The following is a 15,680-nucleotide window of genomic DNA, read 5'->3' on the forward strand; positions in this document are numbered from 1 at the left end:
CGCACAAACAATTCGTTACCATCGCCTCGAAGCATTCGACGTATGGAAAATTGCAGCCTGCCTCGTCTGAAAATTCAGAAATCCGCCCGCATTCGGGGCATCGCAAACTTAACGTGACAACACCCTCTAATGCTCTACGCCGCCAAAAAGATCACAGTATCTCATCATGTACAGCGCTTCCCTATTCCCACCCCTACGCCTTTTCGCGCTCCAGGGGAAACTCCAGGATCATTCGCACTTGAAACCGCGCTAGATGAGCTGGCACATTCTTTACAGATCGACCCTCTTGATTTGCGGTTACGCAATTATGCGGAAAAAGATTTTTCTCATAACCGGCCTTGGTCGTCTAACTATTTGCGCGATTGTTATATTGAAGGGGCAGATGCATTTGGCTGGTCAAAGCGCAATGACGTGCCGGCTCAAACCTTGCGCAATGGTCGTATGATTGGGATGGGAATGGCGACGACCGCTTATCCGGCGCCCCTTTTACCTGCTACTGTAAAGCTGCGTTTGCGCCGTGAAGGAGCGTTGCTGGTTGCAACATCGGCAACCGATATCGGCACAGGTATGCGTACAATTTTGGCGCAAAAAGTTGCAAGCGAACTTGGGTTGGAGCTTGATCACATAGAGGTTCATCTAGGCGATACTCAATTCCCTTATGCGCCCACTGCTGGAAGATCAAAATCAACATCAAGCGTAATGCCAGCAGCAGCCGTAGCTTGCCGAAAATTATTAGAGCAGCTGGGCATCGAAGGCAAAAATATTTCTATGCAAGAACGGCTTAGATCACTTGGTAAGTTTGAAATTGAAGTAGAAGGTAGCTCTGGTGCGCGTAAAGACGAGGGAAAACTAAGCTTTTATTCATTTGGTGCACATTTTGTTGAAGTAGAGCTAGATGAACGAATTCGTCTTCTTCGCGTGACGCGTGTGGTTAGTGTCCTAGATTGTGGTCGAATTTTTAATCCTCTACTTGCCGCCAGTCAAATTCGTGGTGGTGTAGTTTTCGGGATCGGAATGGCTTTGATGGAAGAAGGTATACGTCATCCTTCTACTCATAAGCTTTTAACGGATAACCTGGCCGATTATGCTGTGCCTGTACATGCGGATATTCCTGAAGTCGAAGTTAAGTTCATCAATAAACCGGATTTTTCAATGGGTGACGACGGAGCACGTGGTCTAGGTGAAATCGGCTTGCCGGGGCTTTCTGCGGCAATAGGAAATGCATTATTTAACGCCACGGGTCGAAGAGCCCGTTCTGTACCTTTTTCATTTTCATTAAGGACAGGAGAAAGATTACACATATGAGCTCGGCCGGTGCTGTCATGGGGTCGTTTGCGGGAGGGGGCGGAATCCTACGCTAAGGCTTTGGCCACCGATATTCGCCGGTGAGGTTGATATGCTCCCATCCCAGCGGCGAGACATGGGCCAAGAGATCGGGCGACAGCGGCTTTCCATCGCGTTTCTGGTTGGCGACGACTTCGCCGAGCTTCATGGTGTTCCAGAAGATGATGATGGCGGCGAGCAGGTTCATGCCGGCGATCCGGTAATGCTGGCCTTCGGCGGAACGGTCGCGGATTTCACCCCGGCGATGGAAGCTGATGGCTCGTTTCAGCGCGTGATGGGCCTCGCCCTTGTTGAGCCCGATCTGGGCGCGGCGTTGGAGATCGGCGTCCAGAATCCAGTCGATCATGAACAGCGTCCGCTCGACGCGGCCTACTTCCCGCAGAGCTGTGGCCAGTTCATTCTGCCGCGGATAGGAGGCGAGCTTGCGCAAAATCTGGCTAGGCGCGATGCCTCCGGCTGCAATGGTGGCGGCGATGCGCAGGATATCGGGCCAGTTGCGCTCGATCATGGCCTGATTGATTTTGCCGCCGATCATGGCCCGCAAGTGGGCCGGCGCGGCCGATGGATTGAACGCATAGAGTCGCTTGGACGGCAGATCCCGGATGCGAGGGGCAAACCGGTAGCCGAGAATGGCGCATGCGGCAAAGACGTGATCGGTGAAGCCGCCTGTATCGGCGAACTGCTCGCGAATATGGCGGCCGGCATCGTTCATGAGCAGGCCGTCGAGGATGTAGGGAGCTTCGCTCGCCGTCGCAGGAATCACCTGGGTCGCGAACGGCGCATATTGGTCCGAGACGTGGCTATAGGCTTTCAGACCCGGGGTATTGCCGTATTTCGCGTTGACCAGGTTCATGGCCTCGCCTTGTTCCGTAGCGGCGAAGAATTGCCCATCGCTCGAAGCGGAGGCGCCCATGCCCCAGAACCGGGCCATTGGTAGCGCCGCTTGCGCCTCGACCACCATGGCCAGCGCCCGGTCGTAAGCTTCGCCCTCGACATGCCACCGTCCAATGCGGATCAACTCCCAGAAGGTGTGCGTGTTCGTCGCGTCGGCCATCTTGCGCAGGCCGAGGTTGATCCCTTCCGCAAGGATGACGTTCATCAGCCCGATCCGGTCGGCGCAGGGCGCTCCGGTGCGCAGATGCGTGAACGCTTCGGTGAAGCCGGTCGCTGCATCCACCTCCAGCAGGAGATCGGTGATCCGCGTGGGCGGGATCTGCTTGTAGAGATCGAGCACCAGATCTTCGGCGCCGGTCGGTACGGCAGCTTCGAGCTTCTCGATATGCAGAACGCCGTTTTCGATCGACCCGCCGGGAATCGTGCCGGTGCGCGCGGCGCGGCCCAGTTCGCGTAACCGGATATCGAGGCGAGCTTGCCGATCCGCCAGCCATTCTTGCGGCCGCAATGGCACGGCGAGACGACCGCCTTCCGCGACAGCCTGCGCCGGAACGAGCGCATGCTTCAGGTCGCCATAGCGCCGGGATCGGGCCAACCAAATATCTCCGGATCGGAAGGCATCGCGCAGATGGAACAGCACCGCTATCTCCCAGAGGCGAGTGTCGCCGACCGCCTGGGCACGAAGATGGCGATGCCATTTCGAGCTGGGCCGAAGGAAGCCGGTATGTGCGGCATCGTTCAAGCCAGTACGCAAAGCCATCACCGCTTCGAGAAGCGGGAGCGCGATCGGCGCAGCCCGCAGATCGAGCAGGCGCAACATGCGCGGAGCGTACCGCCGGAACCGATGATAACCGTCGAGTACATGATTGAGAGGATCGTCCGCCATGGTGGCGGTCAGCCGGGTTGCCATTGCAACAAGGGTCTTGAAGCCGTCCCACCCTGATCCGCTCGCGATGACGTCGCCCAGCGGCTGGCCATCATCCTGTGCGTCGACCAGAGCGCCGCCGATTTCGGCGAAGGATTTTAAGGTGTCGCGCACCGCGTTCGCTTCGTCGGCGACTTTCGCTTGGCAAATGCGCTCCGATGCCCGGTAGAGCCTGCCGACGATCCGGTCATGGGTTTCGACCACGGCGTCAGCGAGCATCGCTTGCCATTCCGACGCGCAAACGGCCAGAATCGCAAGCCGCCTGTCTTCCGGAAGATCGCGCATGCCGTCGGCATAGTACCGTTCGCCTTGCCTGCGCAGGCGTGTCATCCGATGAGCAGGAACACCGGCCAGCAGTTCCTCGGGGAGATCGATACGTTGCAGGTATTCGAGCCGGTCGAGCAGCCGGTTGGCTGACGAAGAGTTCGAGCCCGGCTCGAACTGACGCAGCCACACGAAGCGGGTCACCCGATCGTCGGCCGTCTCCTCGAGCAATGCCAGCAACTGTTCCCGGATGGGCACGGACAGCCGACTGGCGATCCTCGTCTCGATCCGCCGCTCGGCATCGACCAGGGCCGTGGCGCAAAGCCGCTCGATCGTCGATGTTGCAGGAAGAACCGTGCGGGTGCGTCGGCACTCCGCCACGAAGCGACGGGCGATATCTTCGTTTGACACCGCCATCTCGGCTTCCCGAAACAGCCAATCCTTCAGCTCGCGCGCACCACGTCCGGAGAAGGTGCGGAATCCGTAGAGCGCCCGCAGTTCGGAAAGATGCTCGTGCCGCGTTTCCTCGCGGGCGGCGTAGTCAACGAGATCGTCGGCAAGCAGGCCGAGCTGTGCTCCGATGAATTCGACGATCTCTGCTGGGATCAGTTCGCCCGGAGCCAGCACCCGGCCGGGATAGCGCAGGACGCACAATTGCAGGGCGAAGCCGAACCTGTTGTGAGCGCGTCGGCGCAGCCTGATGTGTCCAAGGTCTTCATCACTCAGCGTATAGTGCTTGAGCAAATCCGCCTGCGAGGTCGGCAGGCGCAACAGCGCGTCCTTCTGCCGATCGGTTAGAGTGACGCGACGCGGCATCCATGTTCCTTTTTCAAAATCCGATGATGTTCAAGACGCTTTGTTTATGAAGCTGGTTGAGATACATTTCCAGCGAACAAATCATTCGTGGCCAGCGCCCCCCCCTCAAACCACCGTTTAAGAAACATGCTGATCGGATACGCTCGCATCTCCAAAGCCGATGGCTCCCAGTCCCTCGATCTGCAGCACGACGACCTGCGCGCCGCCGGCGTCGAACAGGACAATATCTATGAGGATCGAGCTTCCGGCGGCCGCGACGATCGGCCCGGACTGGCCGCCTGCCTGAAATCCCTGCGCGACGGCGATGTGCTGGTGGTCTGGAAGCTCGACCGCCTCGGGCGATCGCTCGCTCACCTGGTCAACACGGTGAAGGATCTGTCGGATCGCAATATCGGCCTGCGGGTGCTGACCGGAAAGGGCGCCCAGATCGACACCACCACCGCATCCGGCCGCATGGTGTTCGGTATCTTCGCCACTCTGGCCGAGTTCGAGCGTGACCTGATCCGCGAACGGACCATGGCTGGCCTCGCCGCCGCAAGAGCGCGCGGTCGCAAAGGCGGCCGAAAATTCGCCCTGACCAAGGCACAGGTGCGTCTCGCCCAGGCGGCCATGGCACAGCGCGATACTTCCGTTTCCGATCTGTGCAAGGAACTCGGGATCGAGCGCGTCACTCTCTATCGCTACGTCGGCCCAAAAGGCGAACTCAGGGACTATGGGAAGCGCGTTCTTGGCTTAGCGTAGGATTTCGCCCCCTCCCGCAAACGACCCCTGTCATGTCTGGATGGCGCCCGTTTGGCAATATGATTTTGGTGATGTTATAGCTTTGCGGGTCAGGTGCAGTCATGTCTCCGGCCTGTTTATGCGGCACGATATGACCGCTGGCCCTGATGTTGTCCGCGAGTGTCAAACAGCGTGCAAAAGTTTCCAGATTCTGGTTGGAAACAGCGTTGAAAAGTTTCCATCCCAGTATGTCATTCTCCTGCGCTTTGGTCGGAGTTCTCTGGAGTGTTTCACATAGACATTATCTACGAAATTCGCCGTCGGCATTTGGTGCAGGGTCAGACGGTTTCTGCCATTGCAAGTGATATGGATCTCTCGCGGCCAACGGTGCGCAAGTAACTGGATGTGACGTAGGACCGACCCTATCAACGTCAGCAAGCGGTTTCACCTCGGCTTGGTGCGTTTGAGGATCAGCTGACTGCGTGGCTTGAAGAGGACATTAAATTGCCTCGTCAGCGTCGGCGCACCGGCCGTCGTCTTTTTGAGGGGCTGCAGGATCGCACTGTAACCTTAACTTACGCGCAGACGCATTTCGATATATGCGGTTGTTATTATGCGGCTTTCGGGCGTGCGATTTCACGCCAAATGGTGTTGGTAGCCTGGCGCAGTTGACGATGGTCAGATGAAGTGAGTTGGTTGCGAGGAAAGTGGTAAAGATTGTAGATCGGGTCGTGAATGGATGTAAAGCGTTGCAGATGTCGTGCGGACTTGAAACGCTTCATAACCCGCTCTCGACGACGTATCGGCTGATGGGAATTCTCGGCCCGATTGTTCAAACCTTTATGCTGGCGATGATCACAGGCTGTGAGCCCAATCTCCCGGTTAGCGGCTCCATAAGAGCCAAGCTTATCAGTCACCATAACACGCGGTTGAATAGCCGCGAGTTTATTAGACACTCTTCGTCTTCAGTTTGTGGTTCTGTTCAAAGTGTGCTGGTGACAGCATACCATTTCTAACGTGTTTGCGCTGCGGGTTATAAAACATCTCAATGTAATCAAATACGTCTTGCCTTGCTTCAGCTCGAGTTCTGTATGTTTTGCGCCGAACGCGCTCTCGCTTCAGCATTTTAAAAAAGCTCTCAGCTACAGCATTATCGTGACAATTCCCACGGCGGCTCATGCTGTGCTCAAGATTATGTTGTTTTAGGAATGAAGCCCAGTCCATACTTGTAAACTGGGAGCCCTGATCTGAATGTATCATGACCCGCTCTTTTGGTTTTCGTCGCCACACGGCCATCAACAAAGCCTGTAAGACCAGGTCTGTAGTTTGGCGCGATTGCATTGACCACCCGACAACGCGTCGAGAAAACAGGTCGATGACAACAGCCAGGTAGGAAAACCCTTCATATGTCTTGATATAGGTAATATCTGTGACCCAAACCTTATCAGGCATGTTCACGTCGAACTGGCGATCCAGAGTGTTATCTATAACTATAGAGGGTTTGCCACCATATTTACCGGAGCGGCTCTTATAACCAATCTGAGCTTTGATACCTGCCAGCTTGGCCAGTCTCGCAACTCGGTTTGGACAGCAGGTCTCACCCTGATCTCGCAGATCATCGTGTAATTTGCGGTATCCGTAGACCTTACCGCTGTCATGCCATGCATCTTTGATCAGTGCTGTCTGCCGGATATCTTCAGTTGCACGGTGACTTAAAGGCTGCGTCATCCATGCATAAAATCCGCTCGGATGGACATTAAGCATGCGGCACATGGCACGCACATTGAATAGAACACGATGCGCCTTGATAAACGCGTACTTCATTTTGCATCCTTGGCGAAGTACGCGGTGGCTTTTTTTAGTATGTCACGCTCCTCGGTGACACGAGCAAGCTCTTGCTTCAAGCGCCTGATCTCTGACAATTGATCATCCTGAGCAGCTGCTTTCTCAGGGGCGTTGTAGCGCTTCATCCAGCTATAAAGGGAATGTGTGCTTACGCCCAAGCGACGCGAAACATCTGCTACGGAATAACCGCGCTCAGTAATCTGTTTAATAGCATCAAGTTTGAATTCGTCGGTGAAATTAGCTTTACCCATCGTAAGCTCCTTGCCTCTTTTTTAAGTCACAAGGTGTCTACAAATCTAGGGGCTATTCAGGTGATGCGGCCTGGCCTGACAAGAGTTTACGAATAAACCGCTTGGCCGCCTTGGTATTGCGGCGTTTTTGTACGAGAACTTCAAGCACAAAACCATCTTCATCAACGGCACGCCACAGAAAATGGCGTTCGCCTTTAATCGTAACGACAACCTCATCCAGGTGCCCTTTGTCACCAAGACGCGGGGTGCTCCGACGGATTTTGTTGGCATAATCTCGTCCAAACTTCTCAGCCCATTCGCGGATCGTTTTGTGGGTAACAATGATCCCGCGGTAGGCCAGCATGTCTTCAACCATGCGAAAGCTCAAGGGAAAACGAAAATATAACCACACAGCTTGAGCGATGATCTCAGCTGGAAAACGATGGCAATGGTAAAGAGCTGCGCATACTTAGGTCATCCCTCTTTATCGCCGATTAAGTTTACTCCAAAATTAAGGTTACAGTGCCCTGGTGTTTGCATCACAGAGATTTATGTCCAACCCGACACGTAGGCAACCTTAAACCGCTTGACGTGACAACACCGGAAAACTAATAAAAACATGTTAGCCTAAAAATAAGTTAGGCCTGTACCGATGCTAAGATTATTATTCACAAGATATTTTATATGTTACGGGTGGAAAAACGGTTTATAAATGTTGTCTTCAGTTGAACCCCCTGCTGTGGTTCGGCCGTATTCTTCATTCGATTGAATATTAATCGAGCCGCTTCTTCACCCATCTCAATTGTTGGCTGTTTAATGGCACTGATTTGCGGCTTATTAAAGCTGAACCAATCCAGATCATCGAAACAGACTAAAGATAAATCATCAGGAATCGACAAGTTAAGTTTATCTAATACATGCATCACCGCAACTGACAACAGGCCACCTGTCGAGAAAACTGCCGTTGGGTGAATGGATTGTGTCATCATTTCTTCAACACGGCTCTGCCCTGCGGTCACTGAATATTCACCGACACGGCAAATATGATCCGGATTGATTTCACAACCGCTTTGCAACATAGCACGCAAATAGCCATAAACTCGCTGCCAACTCGGGAATAAATACTGAGGATCAACCGTACCCAATCTGGCTGCGGCAATAAATTCCTCAATCCCCTTGCCGTTCGAATGTTCAAGCTCAGCAACCACACCAATAGATCTGTGCCCAGCCTTGATCAGGCTTAAAGTTGCCTCATAAGACGCTTTGAAATTATCAACCACGACATAATCAGCGTTAAACCCTTCAATAATACGGTCGATTTGTACGATAGGCTTGCCGCTATCCATCACTTTACGTAAATGCTGTGCATCGCGTAAATCCAAGGGCGCAATGATTAAACCATCAACTTGTTTTGCCAATAAAAGCTCAACAGATTCGATTTCTTGCTTTAATAATTCATCACTGCCGGTTACCAGAAGGCCAAAACCTTCCAGACGCGCAACATTATAGATGCCACGCAATACACTAGCATAAAAAGGGCTCTGAATATCGCCCGCCACTACACCTATCGTTCGTGTTGTGCCTGTAATGAGGCTTCTGGCCAACTGGTTGGGTGTATAGCCCAATTGTTCAGCGCTCGCAAAAACGCGGTCCCGTACATCCTGACTGCTATAACCATAGCCGCCAAGCACACGCCCCGTCGTAGCGGTGCTGACACCAGCCAAACGTGCAACATTAGTAATCGTGGGTTTCTTAGCCATTATCCCTCTTCATGACAAAACCAACGGATCAGCCATAAGCTTTATAAAACGAATGATATCCATCTATATAGTGTATCGATAACATTAAAAAGCGAGATTAATCGGCTCTTTAACTTGTATGAAATCGCTATCATAGAGTGAGTGATTTAATGCATAGCAGCCTAACTCATATAATGACTGGTTTTATATCAGCCAAAGAAACCGGAATATCAATCACTTTTCCATGTCCGATAGCGCCGTAATAGGTGCAGGTTTGCGCGGCAGCAAAAGCCGCCTCTGTCAGAGCGAGTAGCGGATCTTCTCCTTTCAGCAAACCAATCAGCACACGTGTGATCATTGTATCACCTGCCCCAAGCGTATCGACAACCTCAACTTGAACCGGCTTTACAGCCCATGTTTTTTCACCATGGCGCAACCAGGCTCCCTCAGAACCACGCGTTGCCATCACCCATTCTACGCCATGATACTGTATTTTATCCATGAGATCCTTGGCTTCATCTTCAGCAACATCACCCGCTGATACAGTCGCAAACCAGATAAAGGGTGCCATTTTCTCAATCAGCGCGTCCGAAGCATGAATTGAAAAATCATAAGAAATTCTAGTTTTACTAGCAAATTCAGATACATATTCATCCAAACCGCTGGTATGACCAATATGGGCGGCATCAAATTGCGCTAGATAATCAATATCAGCCTGTGAAGGTGTGAAATGCGACACGCCCAGATCATAAGTGACAAAGATACGATCTGAGTCTTTATGATCAATCACACAATAGGCTGTCATTCCCTCTTCAATGCGAAGGTGCTCGCTGGAAACTTTCTCATGCGCCAGAACCTCCTGTATCAGCCTGCCCGCAGCATCATCCGCAACAGCGCCAATATAGGCAGCATCAGCACCAAGCCTCTGCGCCATGACAGCAACATTCAAGCAATTCCCCCCCGGATACATCTGTCCTGTTGAAAGATAGCAATCAACATCATTGTCCCCAATTGCTGCTATGCGCACCATTTCATTTCTTTCCTCTTGACAATTTGTGATAACGTTCCCACAATAAACTCACATTGTCAACAAATGACAGCAGTCCATCAATTGAACTATGGATATACGGGAGTGAAAGACTATGCGGGCCGAGATTAATAGCGATGTCCAACAGACCATTGCAGCGATCAAAGACAGAGAGTTTAGCAATATTTTTCTGGTCGCTTGCGGCGGCTCGCTTTCCATCATGTATCCAGGCAAATATTTCTGCGATACACATTTCAAAAGCATCGACAGCGATATGTATAATGCGGATGAGTTTATCTGCCGCAAGCCACGCAAGCTCGGGCCGAAAGCACTGGTAATCCTTTGCTCGCAAACAGGTACCACGCGCGAAACGGTCGCAGCTGCAAAATTTGCCCGCGAACAGGGCGCGACCACAATTGTGATGACACTGGATGCAAATTCAGCTTTGGCTCAGGCAGGTGAGTTCGTTCTCAATTACAATGCGCCTTATACAACAGGTCTCGATATTGATCCTTATGAGAGCAATTATGCCGTGCTTTATATGGTTCTCAGCAGCCTCTTATTGCAACGTGAAGGCAAAGACCTCACCGGCAAGCTGCTGACAAGTCTGGGTAATTTGCCAGCAGCAACAGCAGCCGCAAAACAGGCTTTCGCCCCGATATTTGCGGAATTTGCGCAGCGTTTTCACGATAAAAACGTGATTTACACCACCGGCAGTGGTTGCAACTATGGCGCGGCCTATTCCTTCGCCATTTGTGTCTTGATGGAAATGCAGTGGATCAATTCGCAAGCCATTCACGCCAATGAGTTTTTCCACGGACCTTTTGAGGTTGTTGATCAGGATACTTGCTTTGTCTCCCTCATCGGTATGGATGAAACCCGTCGTCTTGAAGAACGCAATCGCGAATTCCTCTGCCGTTTCGGCAATGAGAAAAACATCATGGTGCTCGATGCCGCCAAGCTGGATTTGAGCGGACTTGAAAAAGAATTCCAGGGTTATCTCGTACCATTGATCTTCTTCGATGCTTTGTGGGTATTCATCTACCAGCTTGCTGAGCTGCGTGGTCAGATCATGCTGGATGGTCGCCGCTATATGAAGAAAATTTATGATTACTAATATCTGATCAATATTGGTAAAGCACGAGAACTAAAGAAACCGGCAAGCGAGGAGGCATGCCGGTTTCCAGCCAAAAACGAAGCTTTCGGGAGGAGCTTATGGATAAGTTTCCAGCTAAATCATGCGTTAGAAACAAATTATACGGATTGGCAGCATTGGCGGCTGGCTCATTGATGAGCATTGTGGCCGCTCAGGCCGACAATGTTGTCTTGCGTATTGCATCGGTAAATCCGGCAACAACTGAATCTTTTGTTGTCGCCAATCAGGTTGCCGAACGCATTACCGAGCGTACCGATGGACGCATCACATTCCAGATGTTTCCGTCCGGCCAATTAGGCACCACCAATGATACAATCGAGCAAGCCAGCCAAGGCCAACCAGTCATTGGCTTTGTATCGGCATCAGCGATGGCTGATTTTGGTGTGCCGGAATTCTCTATTCTCGAAGGTCCGTTTTTGACCGCGAATAATCAAGAAGCGGAAAGACTGGCAAACTCACCATTGCTCAGCGAGCTTTACGACAAACTTGCAGAAAATGCCGGTATCCGCGTTCTGGCGATCAACTGGTTTGATGGTGCCCGTCATATGATCGGCGATAAAGCCTATACAGAGCCGGGAGACCTCAAAGGCGTTTTGATGCGTGTACCGCCTGTTGAGACATGGATTAAAACCTTTGATCCTTTACAGGTTGTGGCAACGTCCGTGGAAGCCGGTGAAGTTTATTCTGCGCTCTCACAAGGGGTGGTCACGGCTGCGGAAGCGCCGCTGACCGGTCTTCGTAGCTCGCGCTGGTATGAGCCTGCCAAGCACATCACTACAACGGGCCATTTCAATCTCTTCACCGGCTGGGTGATGAGCGAGAATGTCTTCGAGAATTTAACCGAAGCCGATCAAGCCATTATGCTGGAAGAGTTTAAAAAAGGCGGACAGGAGCTGACCAAGCTTTCCGAAGATCTTGGTGATGAAATTCGCGAAGAATTTGAAGCGGAAGGTGTCACATTCCACGAGGCCAATATTGATGCATATCGTCAGGCAACAGCAGGTTTTTATATCAATTTCTCTGACTGGTCAGAAGAATTGCACAAGAAAATGCGCGCCGCTGCAACCAGCACGGACTAACAATGTAGGCCAATAAATAAATTGCAAGCAGCAAACACCGGTTTATTGCGGGAACAATTCCGGTATCACTTCTGTAGTCTGGCATGCCTTTGTCGCATCTCCAAAATGCACATTGCGTAAATTACCAGGCACGGTTCACGCTGCTTACCGCTCAAGGAAGAACTGCTCATGCCATGGCTGGATAGGATCACACAATTTGTCGGCTCAGTACTGCCTGCTTGCTGCCTGGCTGTTGTTTTAATCGTCGTAACAATTAACGTTTTTGCCCGCACAGTGCTCGGAATGCCGTTTCATATTGCGCATGATATTTCGATATTGGCTTTTTCAGCTGTTGTCTGGCTCGGCCTGACAGGGGTGGCAGCAATGAACCAATTATTCGGCGTTGCTTTCTTTGTAGCAAAACTGCCGGCTGCTCTGAAGAAACCCGCCTATATCTTATCGCATAGCATTGTCATTTTGATCAGCTGCTTTGTCATCAATGCGGCCTATAACCAAATCATGACAGCACGATTTAGCAAGTTTCTGGCCCTTGGTTGGCCAAAATGGATTGTCTCCGCAATGCTGCTGTTCTCATTTGCCGTCATAGCTCTGATCCAGGTCAAACAGATCATGGAGCTTAGCAAGGTGTCTGCTAGCAAAGAGGGGGAATCCTCATGCTGATTACCGGTTTTTTATTCTTCTTTTTGCTTATCCTCGGTGTTCCGATTGCCTTTGTGCTCTTAGGCTCATCCGTTGCGTATTTTGCAATGAACCCCATGATGGGCAGTATTGTTGCTCAACGGCTTGCGTCATCTCTGGAATCTTTCCCGCTATTAGCGGTGCCGTTTTTTATCTTTACCGGCGCGGCAATGGCGCGCGGCGGTATTGCCCACAGGCTTTATGATTTAGCAGAAGGCATGGTTGGTCACTGGCGTGGTGGTCTCGCACAAGTTGCTGTAATGAATTCACTGTTTCTGGGGGCAATGTCCGGCTCCTCCAACGCAGACGCTGCCATTGAAGCTCGCACAATCGCGCCAATCATGCGCGAAAGAGGCTATTCCAATGCTTTTGCCTCCGTTGTCAGTGCCTCATCCAGTGTCGTAGCGCCAATCATGCCACCAAGTATCGGGCTGATTATTTATGGTCTTCTTACGAATACATCTATTGGTAAACTCTTCATTGGCGGCGTAGTCCCTGCCCTGCTCATCACTATTTCAATGCTGATGACCGTCCGTATCGTTTCCAAAAGACGTGGATACGGTGCGATGCGTGAGAAGAGACTACCACTAACGGCAATCATGACACGGACGCGTTCGGCCCTTTGGGCTCTGGCCATGCCGGTTCTGCTTCTGGTCGGTTTGCGTGGTGGCTGGTTTACACCAACAGAACTCGGCGCGATCGCCGCCGTCTATGCGCTGATTGTCGGGCTGTTCATCTATCGCGGTTTTAAGTTCAGTCATATTTATGACATGCTCAAAGAGTCAGCCCATACAACTGCCGGTGTCATGTTTATTATGGCGGCGGCTTCCGTTTTCTCGCTGATCTTAGCTTTAGAGCAACTGCCTCAGGCGATGTTGCAGGGCTTGCTGAGCCTGACAGATAATAAATATCTGCTGCTGCTCATCATAAATATTGCCTTGCTACTGCTAGGAACAGTGCTTGAAGGCCTGGCTTTATTGATCATTCTGGCACCGCTTTTGCTGGAGGTGATTAATAATCTTGGTATTGATCCGGTGCATTTCGGGATTGTCATGGTGTTTAATACTACCATTGGCTCAGTCACCCCGCCCGTTGGCACAGTGCTCTACACTGTATGTTCCATTACCAAATGCAGCATTGAAGAATTCACTGTTGAGTTCCTGCCCTTCTTTTTAGCGCTGGTACTCGTGTTACTTGCACTTGTCTTTGTGCCTCCGCTTGTAACATTCCTCCCTAATGCTTTTTTCTGACAGGTAGCCTGCAATGAAATATTTTGATGGGTCCACCATCCAGCAGCTTTTGCAATATGATGATCTCATTGAAGCTTTGGGCCAATGTCACTTAGGCAGTATGCCAGACAGTTCCCATATGCTCCGCAGTGAACCAGACAACGGCAATAATCAATTTGTCGCCCTTGTCGGCTGGCAAAAAAATGAAATCATTGCTGTAAAACTCGTCGGGGTGTTTCCTGACAATCTGAAGCTCGAACCCGCTCAGCCGTCAATTCAAGGTGTTGTGGTAGCGTTTAATGCAAAAACCGGCACGCCGGATTTTGCAGCTGATGGCGCAGAAATGACATTTCGCAAAACTGCGGGTGTCTCCGGCCTTGGCTGCCGCTTGCTAGCCAGAGAGGATGCTGAAACCCTGCTGATCGTTGGGGCAGGCGGACTTGCACTCCATGTTTTACAGGCCCATTGCGCTGCAAGACCATCAATCAAACAAGTGCTGATCTGGAACCGCACTTTTGCAAAGGCTGAAGCTTTGGCCAAGCTTTGGTCAACACAAGCGCGCACCGTTCGTGCTGTCTGTGATCTGCCAATGGCAACACGCAACGCAGATATTATTTCCTGTGTGACCATGTCCGATAAACCACTGATTGAAGGACAATATTTGAAAGCCGGTGCCCATCTTGATCTTATTGGCGCTTATCTTCCAACCATGCGTGAAGCGGATAATGATGCCATGATCAAAGGCCGTATTTTTGTTGATACCCGCCAAAATATGGAAGGTGCCGGTGATCTTTGCCAACCAGTCGAACAGGGCCTAATGGGCTGGGATGCGGTGCGGGGTGATTTATTTGATCTTTGCACCAAACGCGTAAATGCGCGCCATTCAGACAATGAAATAACAATCTTTAAAAATGTCGGCGGCGGCCATCTTGATCTTTTCACGGCACAGTTCCTGGCGCGGAAAACAAAGTAAAATCTATTGTAAACTCGCATACTATTTGTTTATATTATTTTATAAAAGCTTCGGTGGATTCAACTGGTCAGCGCAACGTGATTGATGAGATAGAACGTTTGGAGATTCTAATATAGCAAGTACTGGACAGGTAATCCCCCCTGAAATTAAAGGTATTTCAAAGTAGAATTTTCTCGGTTTAATAAACGAGGAGATTTTTATGAAGCTGACCAGATTTAAAGAGCCGCAAATTCTATCTATTCTACGCCAAGCTGAGGGTGGTATGCCTGTAGCCGAGCTTTGCCCGGAGCATGGGATGAGCAACGCATCGTTTTACAAGTGGCGTTCTAACTATGGCGGGATGGATGCATCAATGATTGCCCAGACCAAGACGCTGGAAGATGAGAACCGCCGGCTGAAGAAAATGTTTGCAGAGCTTAGCATGCAGAACGAGCATTTGAAGGAAGCCCTTGGAAAAAAGTAACAGGACCATCTGAGCGACGAGAGATGGCGATTATGGCTGTGAAGCGGTACGGGGTTGGCATTGCGCTTGCTTGCCGCGCCTTTTCGGTAAGCGAGACTTGCTATCGTTACAGTCGCAAGCTGAACGATGATAACGAGCAGATCGCTGACCTGTTAATCGGATTAACACGGACAAAGAGGAACTGGGGCTTCGGTTTGTGTTTTCGGTGTTGTCACGTTAAGTGGTTCGCGGTTGCCTGCGTGTCGGATTGGGCGTAAATTTCTGTTATGCAAACACCAGATATCAACTTCAAACGCCA

The 15,680-nt window shown here is 51.2% G+C and carries 11 protein-coding genes and 3 pseudogenes; 8 read left to right on the top strand and 6 right to left on the bottom strand.

Annotated elements, in window-relative coordinates; translation table 11 throughout:
• The first annotated feature begins 129 nt into the window (after positions 1–129).
• The gene (locus DFR47_RS21145) at positions 130–1,305 is read left to right on the top strand and encodes a xanthine dehydrogenase family protein molybdopterin-binding subunit (RefSeq protein ID WP_245416675.1); all 1,176 of its coding nucleotides are present in this window, start codon (positions 130–132) and stop codon (positions 1,303–1,305) included.
• Between the two features lie 52 nt (positions 1,306–1,357).
• On the opposite strand, the gene DFR47_RS21150 is transcribed toward DFR47_RS21145, so the two are convergent.
• On the bottom strand, positions 1,358–4,243 hold the full coding sequence (locus DFR47_RS21150) for a Tn3 family transposase (RefSeq protein WP_113946498.1): 2,886 nt from the start codon (positions 4,241–4,243) through the stop codon (positions 1,358–1,360).
• 126 nt (positions 4,244–4,369) lie between these two features.
• Between DFR47_RS21150 and DFR47_RS21155 the strand changes: the two genes are divergently transcribed.
• Complete coding sequence (locus tag DFR47_RS21155) at positions 4,370–4,984, top strand: recombinase family protein (RefSeq protein WP_113946499.1); 615 nt, start codon at positions 4,370–4,372, stop codon at positions 4,982–4,984.
• 590 nt (positions 4,985–5,574) lie between these two features.
• Here the strand turns inward: DFR47_RS21155 and DFR47_RS21160 are convergent.
• The 5 genes and pseudogenes from DFR47_RS21160 to DFR47_RS21180 form a co-directional block, all read right to left on the bottom strand.
• Positions 5,575–5,886: pseudogene (locus tag DFR47_RS21160) on the bottom strand (DDE-type integrase/transposase/recombinase); the annotation flags it as partial.
• Positions 5,887–5,911: 25 nt separating this feature from the next.
• Positions 5,912–7,059 (bottom strand): IS3 family transposase gene (locus DFR47_RS21165; protein WP_374788437.1). Its coding sequence is split into 2 segments (ribosomal slippage): positions 5,912–6,813 and positions 6,813–7,059, totalling 1,149 coding nucleotides; the frame shifts between segments, so codons are not numbered across the junction.
• A 58-nt stretch (positions 7,060–7,117) separates the two neighbouring features.
• Positions 7,118–7,495: pseudogene (locus DFR47_RS21170) on the bottom strand (IS6 family transposase); the annotation flags it as partial.
• A 223-nt stretch (positions 7,496–7,718) separates the two neighbouring features.
• Positions 7,719–8,798 carry a LacI family DNA-binding transcriptional regulator gene (locus DFR47_RS21175; RefSeq protein WP_113946501.1) on the bottom strand — a complete coding sequence of 360 codons (1,080 nt, stop codon included), beginning with the start codon at positions 8,796–8,798 and terminating at the stop codon, positions 7,719–7,721.
• A 166-nt stretch (positions 8,799–8,964) separates the two neighbouring features.
• Complete coding sequence (locus DFR47_RS21180; RefSeq protein WP_113946502.1) at positions 8,965–9,807, bottom strand: PfkB family carbohydrate kinase; 843 nt, start codon at positions 9,805–9,807, stop codon at positions 8,965–8,967.
• Positions 9,808–9,919: 112 nt separating this feature from the next.
• Here DFR47_RS21180 and DFR47_RS21185 point away from each other — a divergent pair, with 112 nt between their 5' ends.
• The 6 genes and pseudogenes from DFR47_RS21185 to DFR47_RS21210 all read left to right on the top strand — a co-directional run.
• Positions 9,920–10,921 (top strand): SIS domain-containing protein, encoded by a 1,002-nt coding sequence (locus tag DFR47_RS21185; RefSeq protein WP_113946503.1) that lies wholly within the window; start codon positions 9,920–9,922, stop codon positions 10,919–10,921.
• Positions 10,922–11,019: 98 nt separating this feature from the next.
• Complete coding sequence (gene dctP / locus DFR47_RS21190) at positions 11,020–12,039, top strand: TRAP transporter substrate-binding protein DctP (RefSeq protein WP_113946504.1); 1,020 nt, start codon at positions 11,020–11,022, stop codon at positions 12,037–12,039.
• Positions 12,040–12,207: 168 nt separating this feature from the next.
• The gene (locus DFR47_RS21195; RefSeq protein ID WP_113946505.1) at positions 12,208–12,699 is read left to right on the top strand and encodes a TRAP transporter small permease; all 492 of its coding nucleotides are present in this window, start codon (positions 12,208–12,210) and stop codon (positions 12,697–12,699) included.
• On the top strand, positions 12,693–13,967 hold the full coding sequence (locus DFR47_RS21200; protein WP_113946506.1) for a TRAP transporter large permease: 1,275 nt from the start codon (positions 12,693–12,695) through the stop codon (positions 13,965–13,967). Before DFR47_RS21195 ends, DFR47_RS21200 begins: the two co-directional genes overlap by 7 nt.
• Positions 13,968–13,980: 13 nt before the next feature.
• On the top strand, positions 13,981–14,919 hold the full coding sequence (locus DFR47_RS21205; RefSeq protein WP_113946507.1) for an ornithine cyclodeaminase: 939 nt from the start codon (positions 13,981–13,983) through the stop codon (positions 14,917–14,919).
• A 199-nt stretch (positions 14,920–15,118) separates the two neighbouring features.
• Positions 15,119–15,585: pseudogene (locus DFR47_RS21210) on the top strand (transposase); the annotation flags it as partial.
• Positions 15,586–15,680: the final 95 nt, after the last annotated feature.

Source organism: Pseudochrobactrum asaccharolyticum (assembly GCF_003314995.1).
Classification (GTDB): domain Bacteria; phylum Pseudomonadota; class Alphaproteobacteria; order Rhizobiales; family Rhizobiaceae; genus Pseudochrobactrum; species Pseudochrobactrum asaccharolyticum.

What these genes read in the sequence shown, in the direction of transcription:
- DFR47_RS21145 (WP_245416675.1), top strand. Translation starts at nt 130, where the DNA reads ATGCTCTACGCCGCCAAAAAGATCACAGTATCTCATCATGTACAGCGC.
- DFR47_RS21150 (WP_113946498.1), bottom strand. Translation starts at nt 4,243, where the DNA reads ATGCCGCGTCGCGTCACTCTAACCGATCGGCAGAAGGACGCGCTGTTG.
- DFR47_RS21155 (WP_113946499.1), top strand. Translation starts at nt 4,370, where the DNA reads ATGCTGATCGGATACGCTCGCATCTCCAAAGCCGATGGCTCCCAGTCC.
- DFR47_RS21175 (WP_113946501.1), bottom strand. Translation starts at nt 8,798, where the DNA reads ATGGCTAAGAAACCCACGATTACTAATGTTGCACGTTTGGCTGGTGTC.
- DFR47_RS21180 (WP_113946502.1), bottom strand. Translation starts at nt 9,807, where the DNA reads ATGGTGCGCATAGCAGCAATTGGGGACAATGATGTTGATTGCTATCTT.
- DFR47_RS21185 (WP_113946503.1), top strand. Translation starts at nt 9,920, where the DNA reads ATGCGGGCCGAGATTAATAGCGATGTCCAACAGACCATTGCAGCGATC.
- dctP (WP_113946504.1), top strand. Translation starts at nt 11,020, where the DNA reads ATGGATAAGTTTCCAGCTAAATCATGCGTTAGAAACAAATTATACGGA.
- DFR47_RS21195 (WP_113946505.1), top strand. Translation starts at nt 12,208, where the DNA reads ATGCCATGGCTGGATAGGATCACACAATTTGTCGGCTCAGTACTGCCT.
- DFR47_RS21200 (WP_113946506.1), top strand. Translation starts at nt 12,693, where the DNA reads ATGCTGATTACCGGTTTTTTATTCTTCTTTTTGCTTATCCTCGGTGTT.
- DFR47_RS21205 (WP_113946507.1), top strand. Translation starts at nt 13,981, where the DNA reads ATGAAATATTTTGATGGGTCCACCATCCAGCAGCTTTTGCAATATGAT.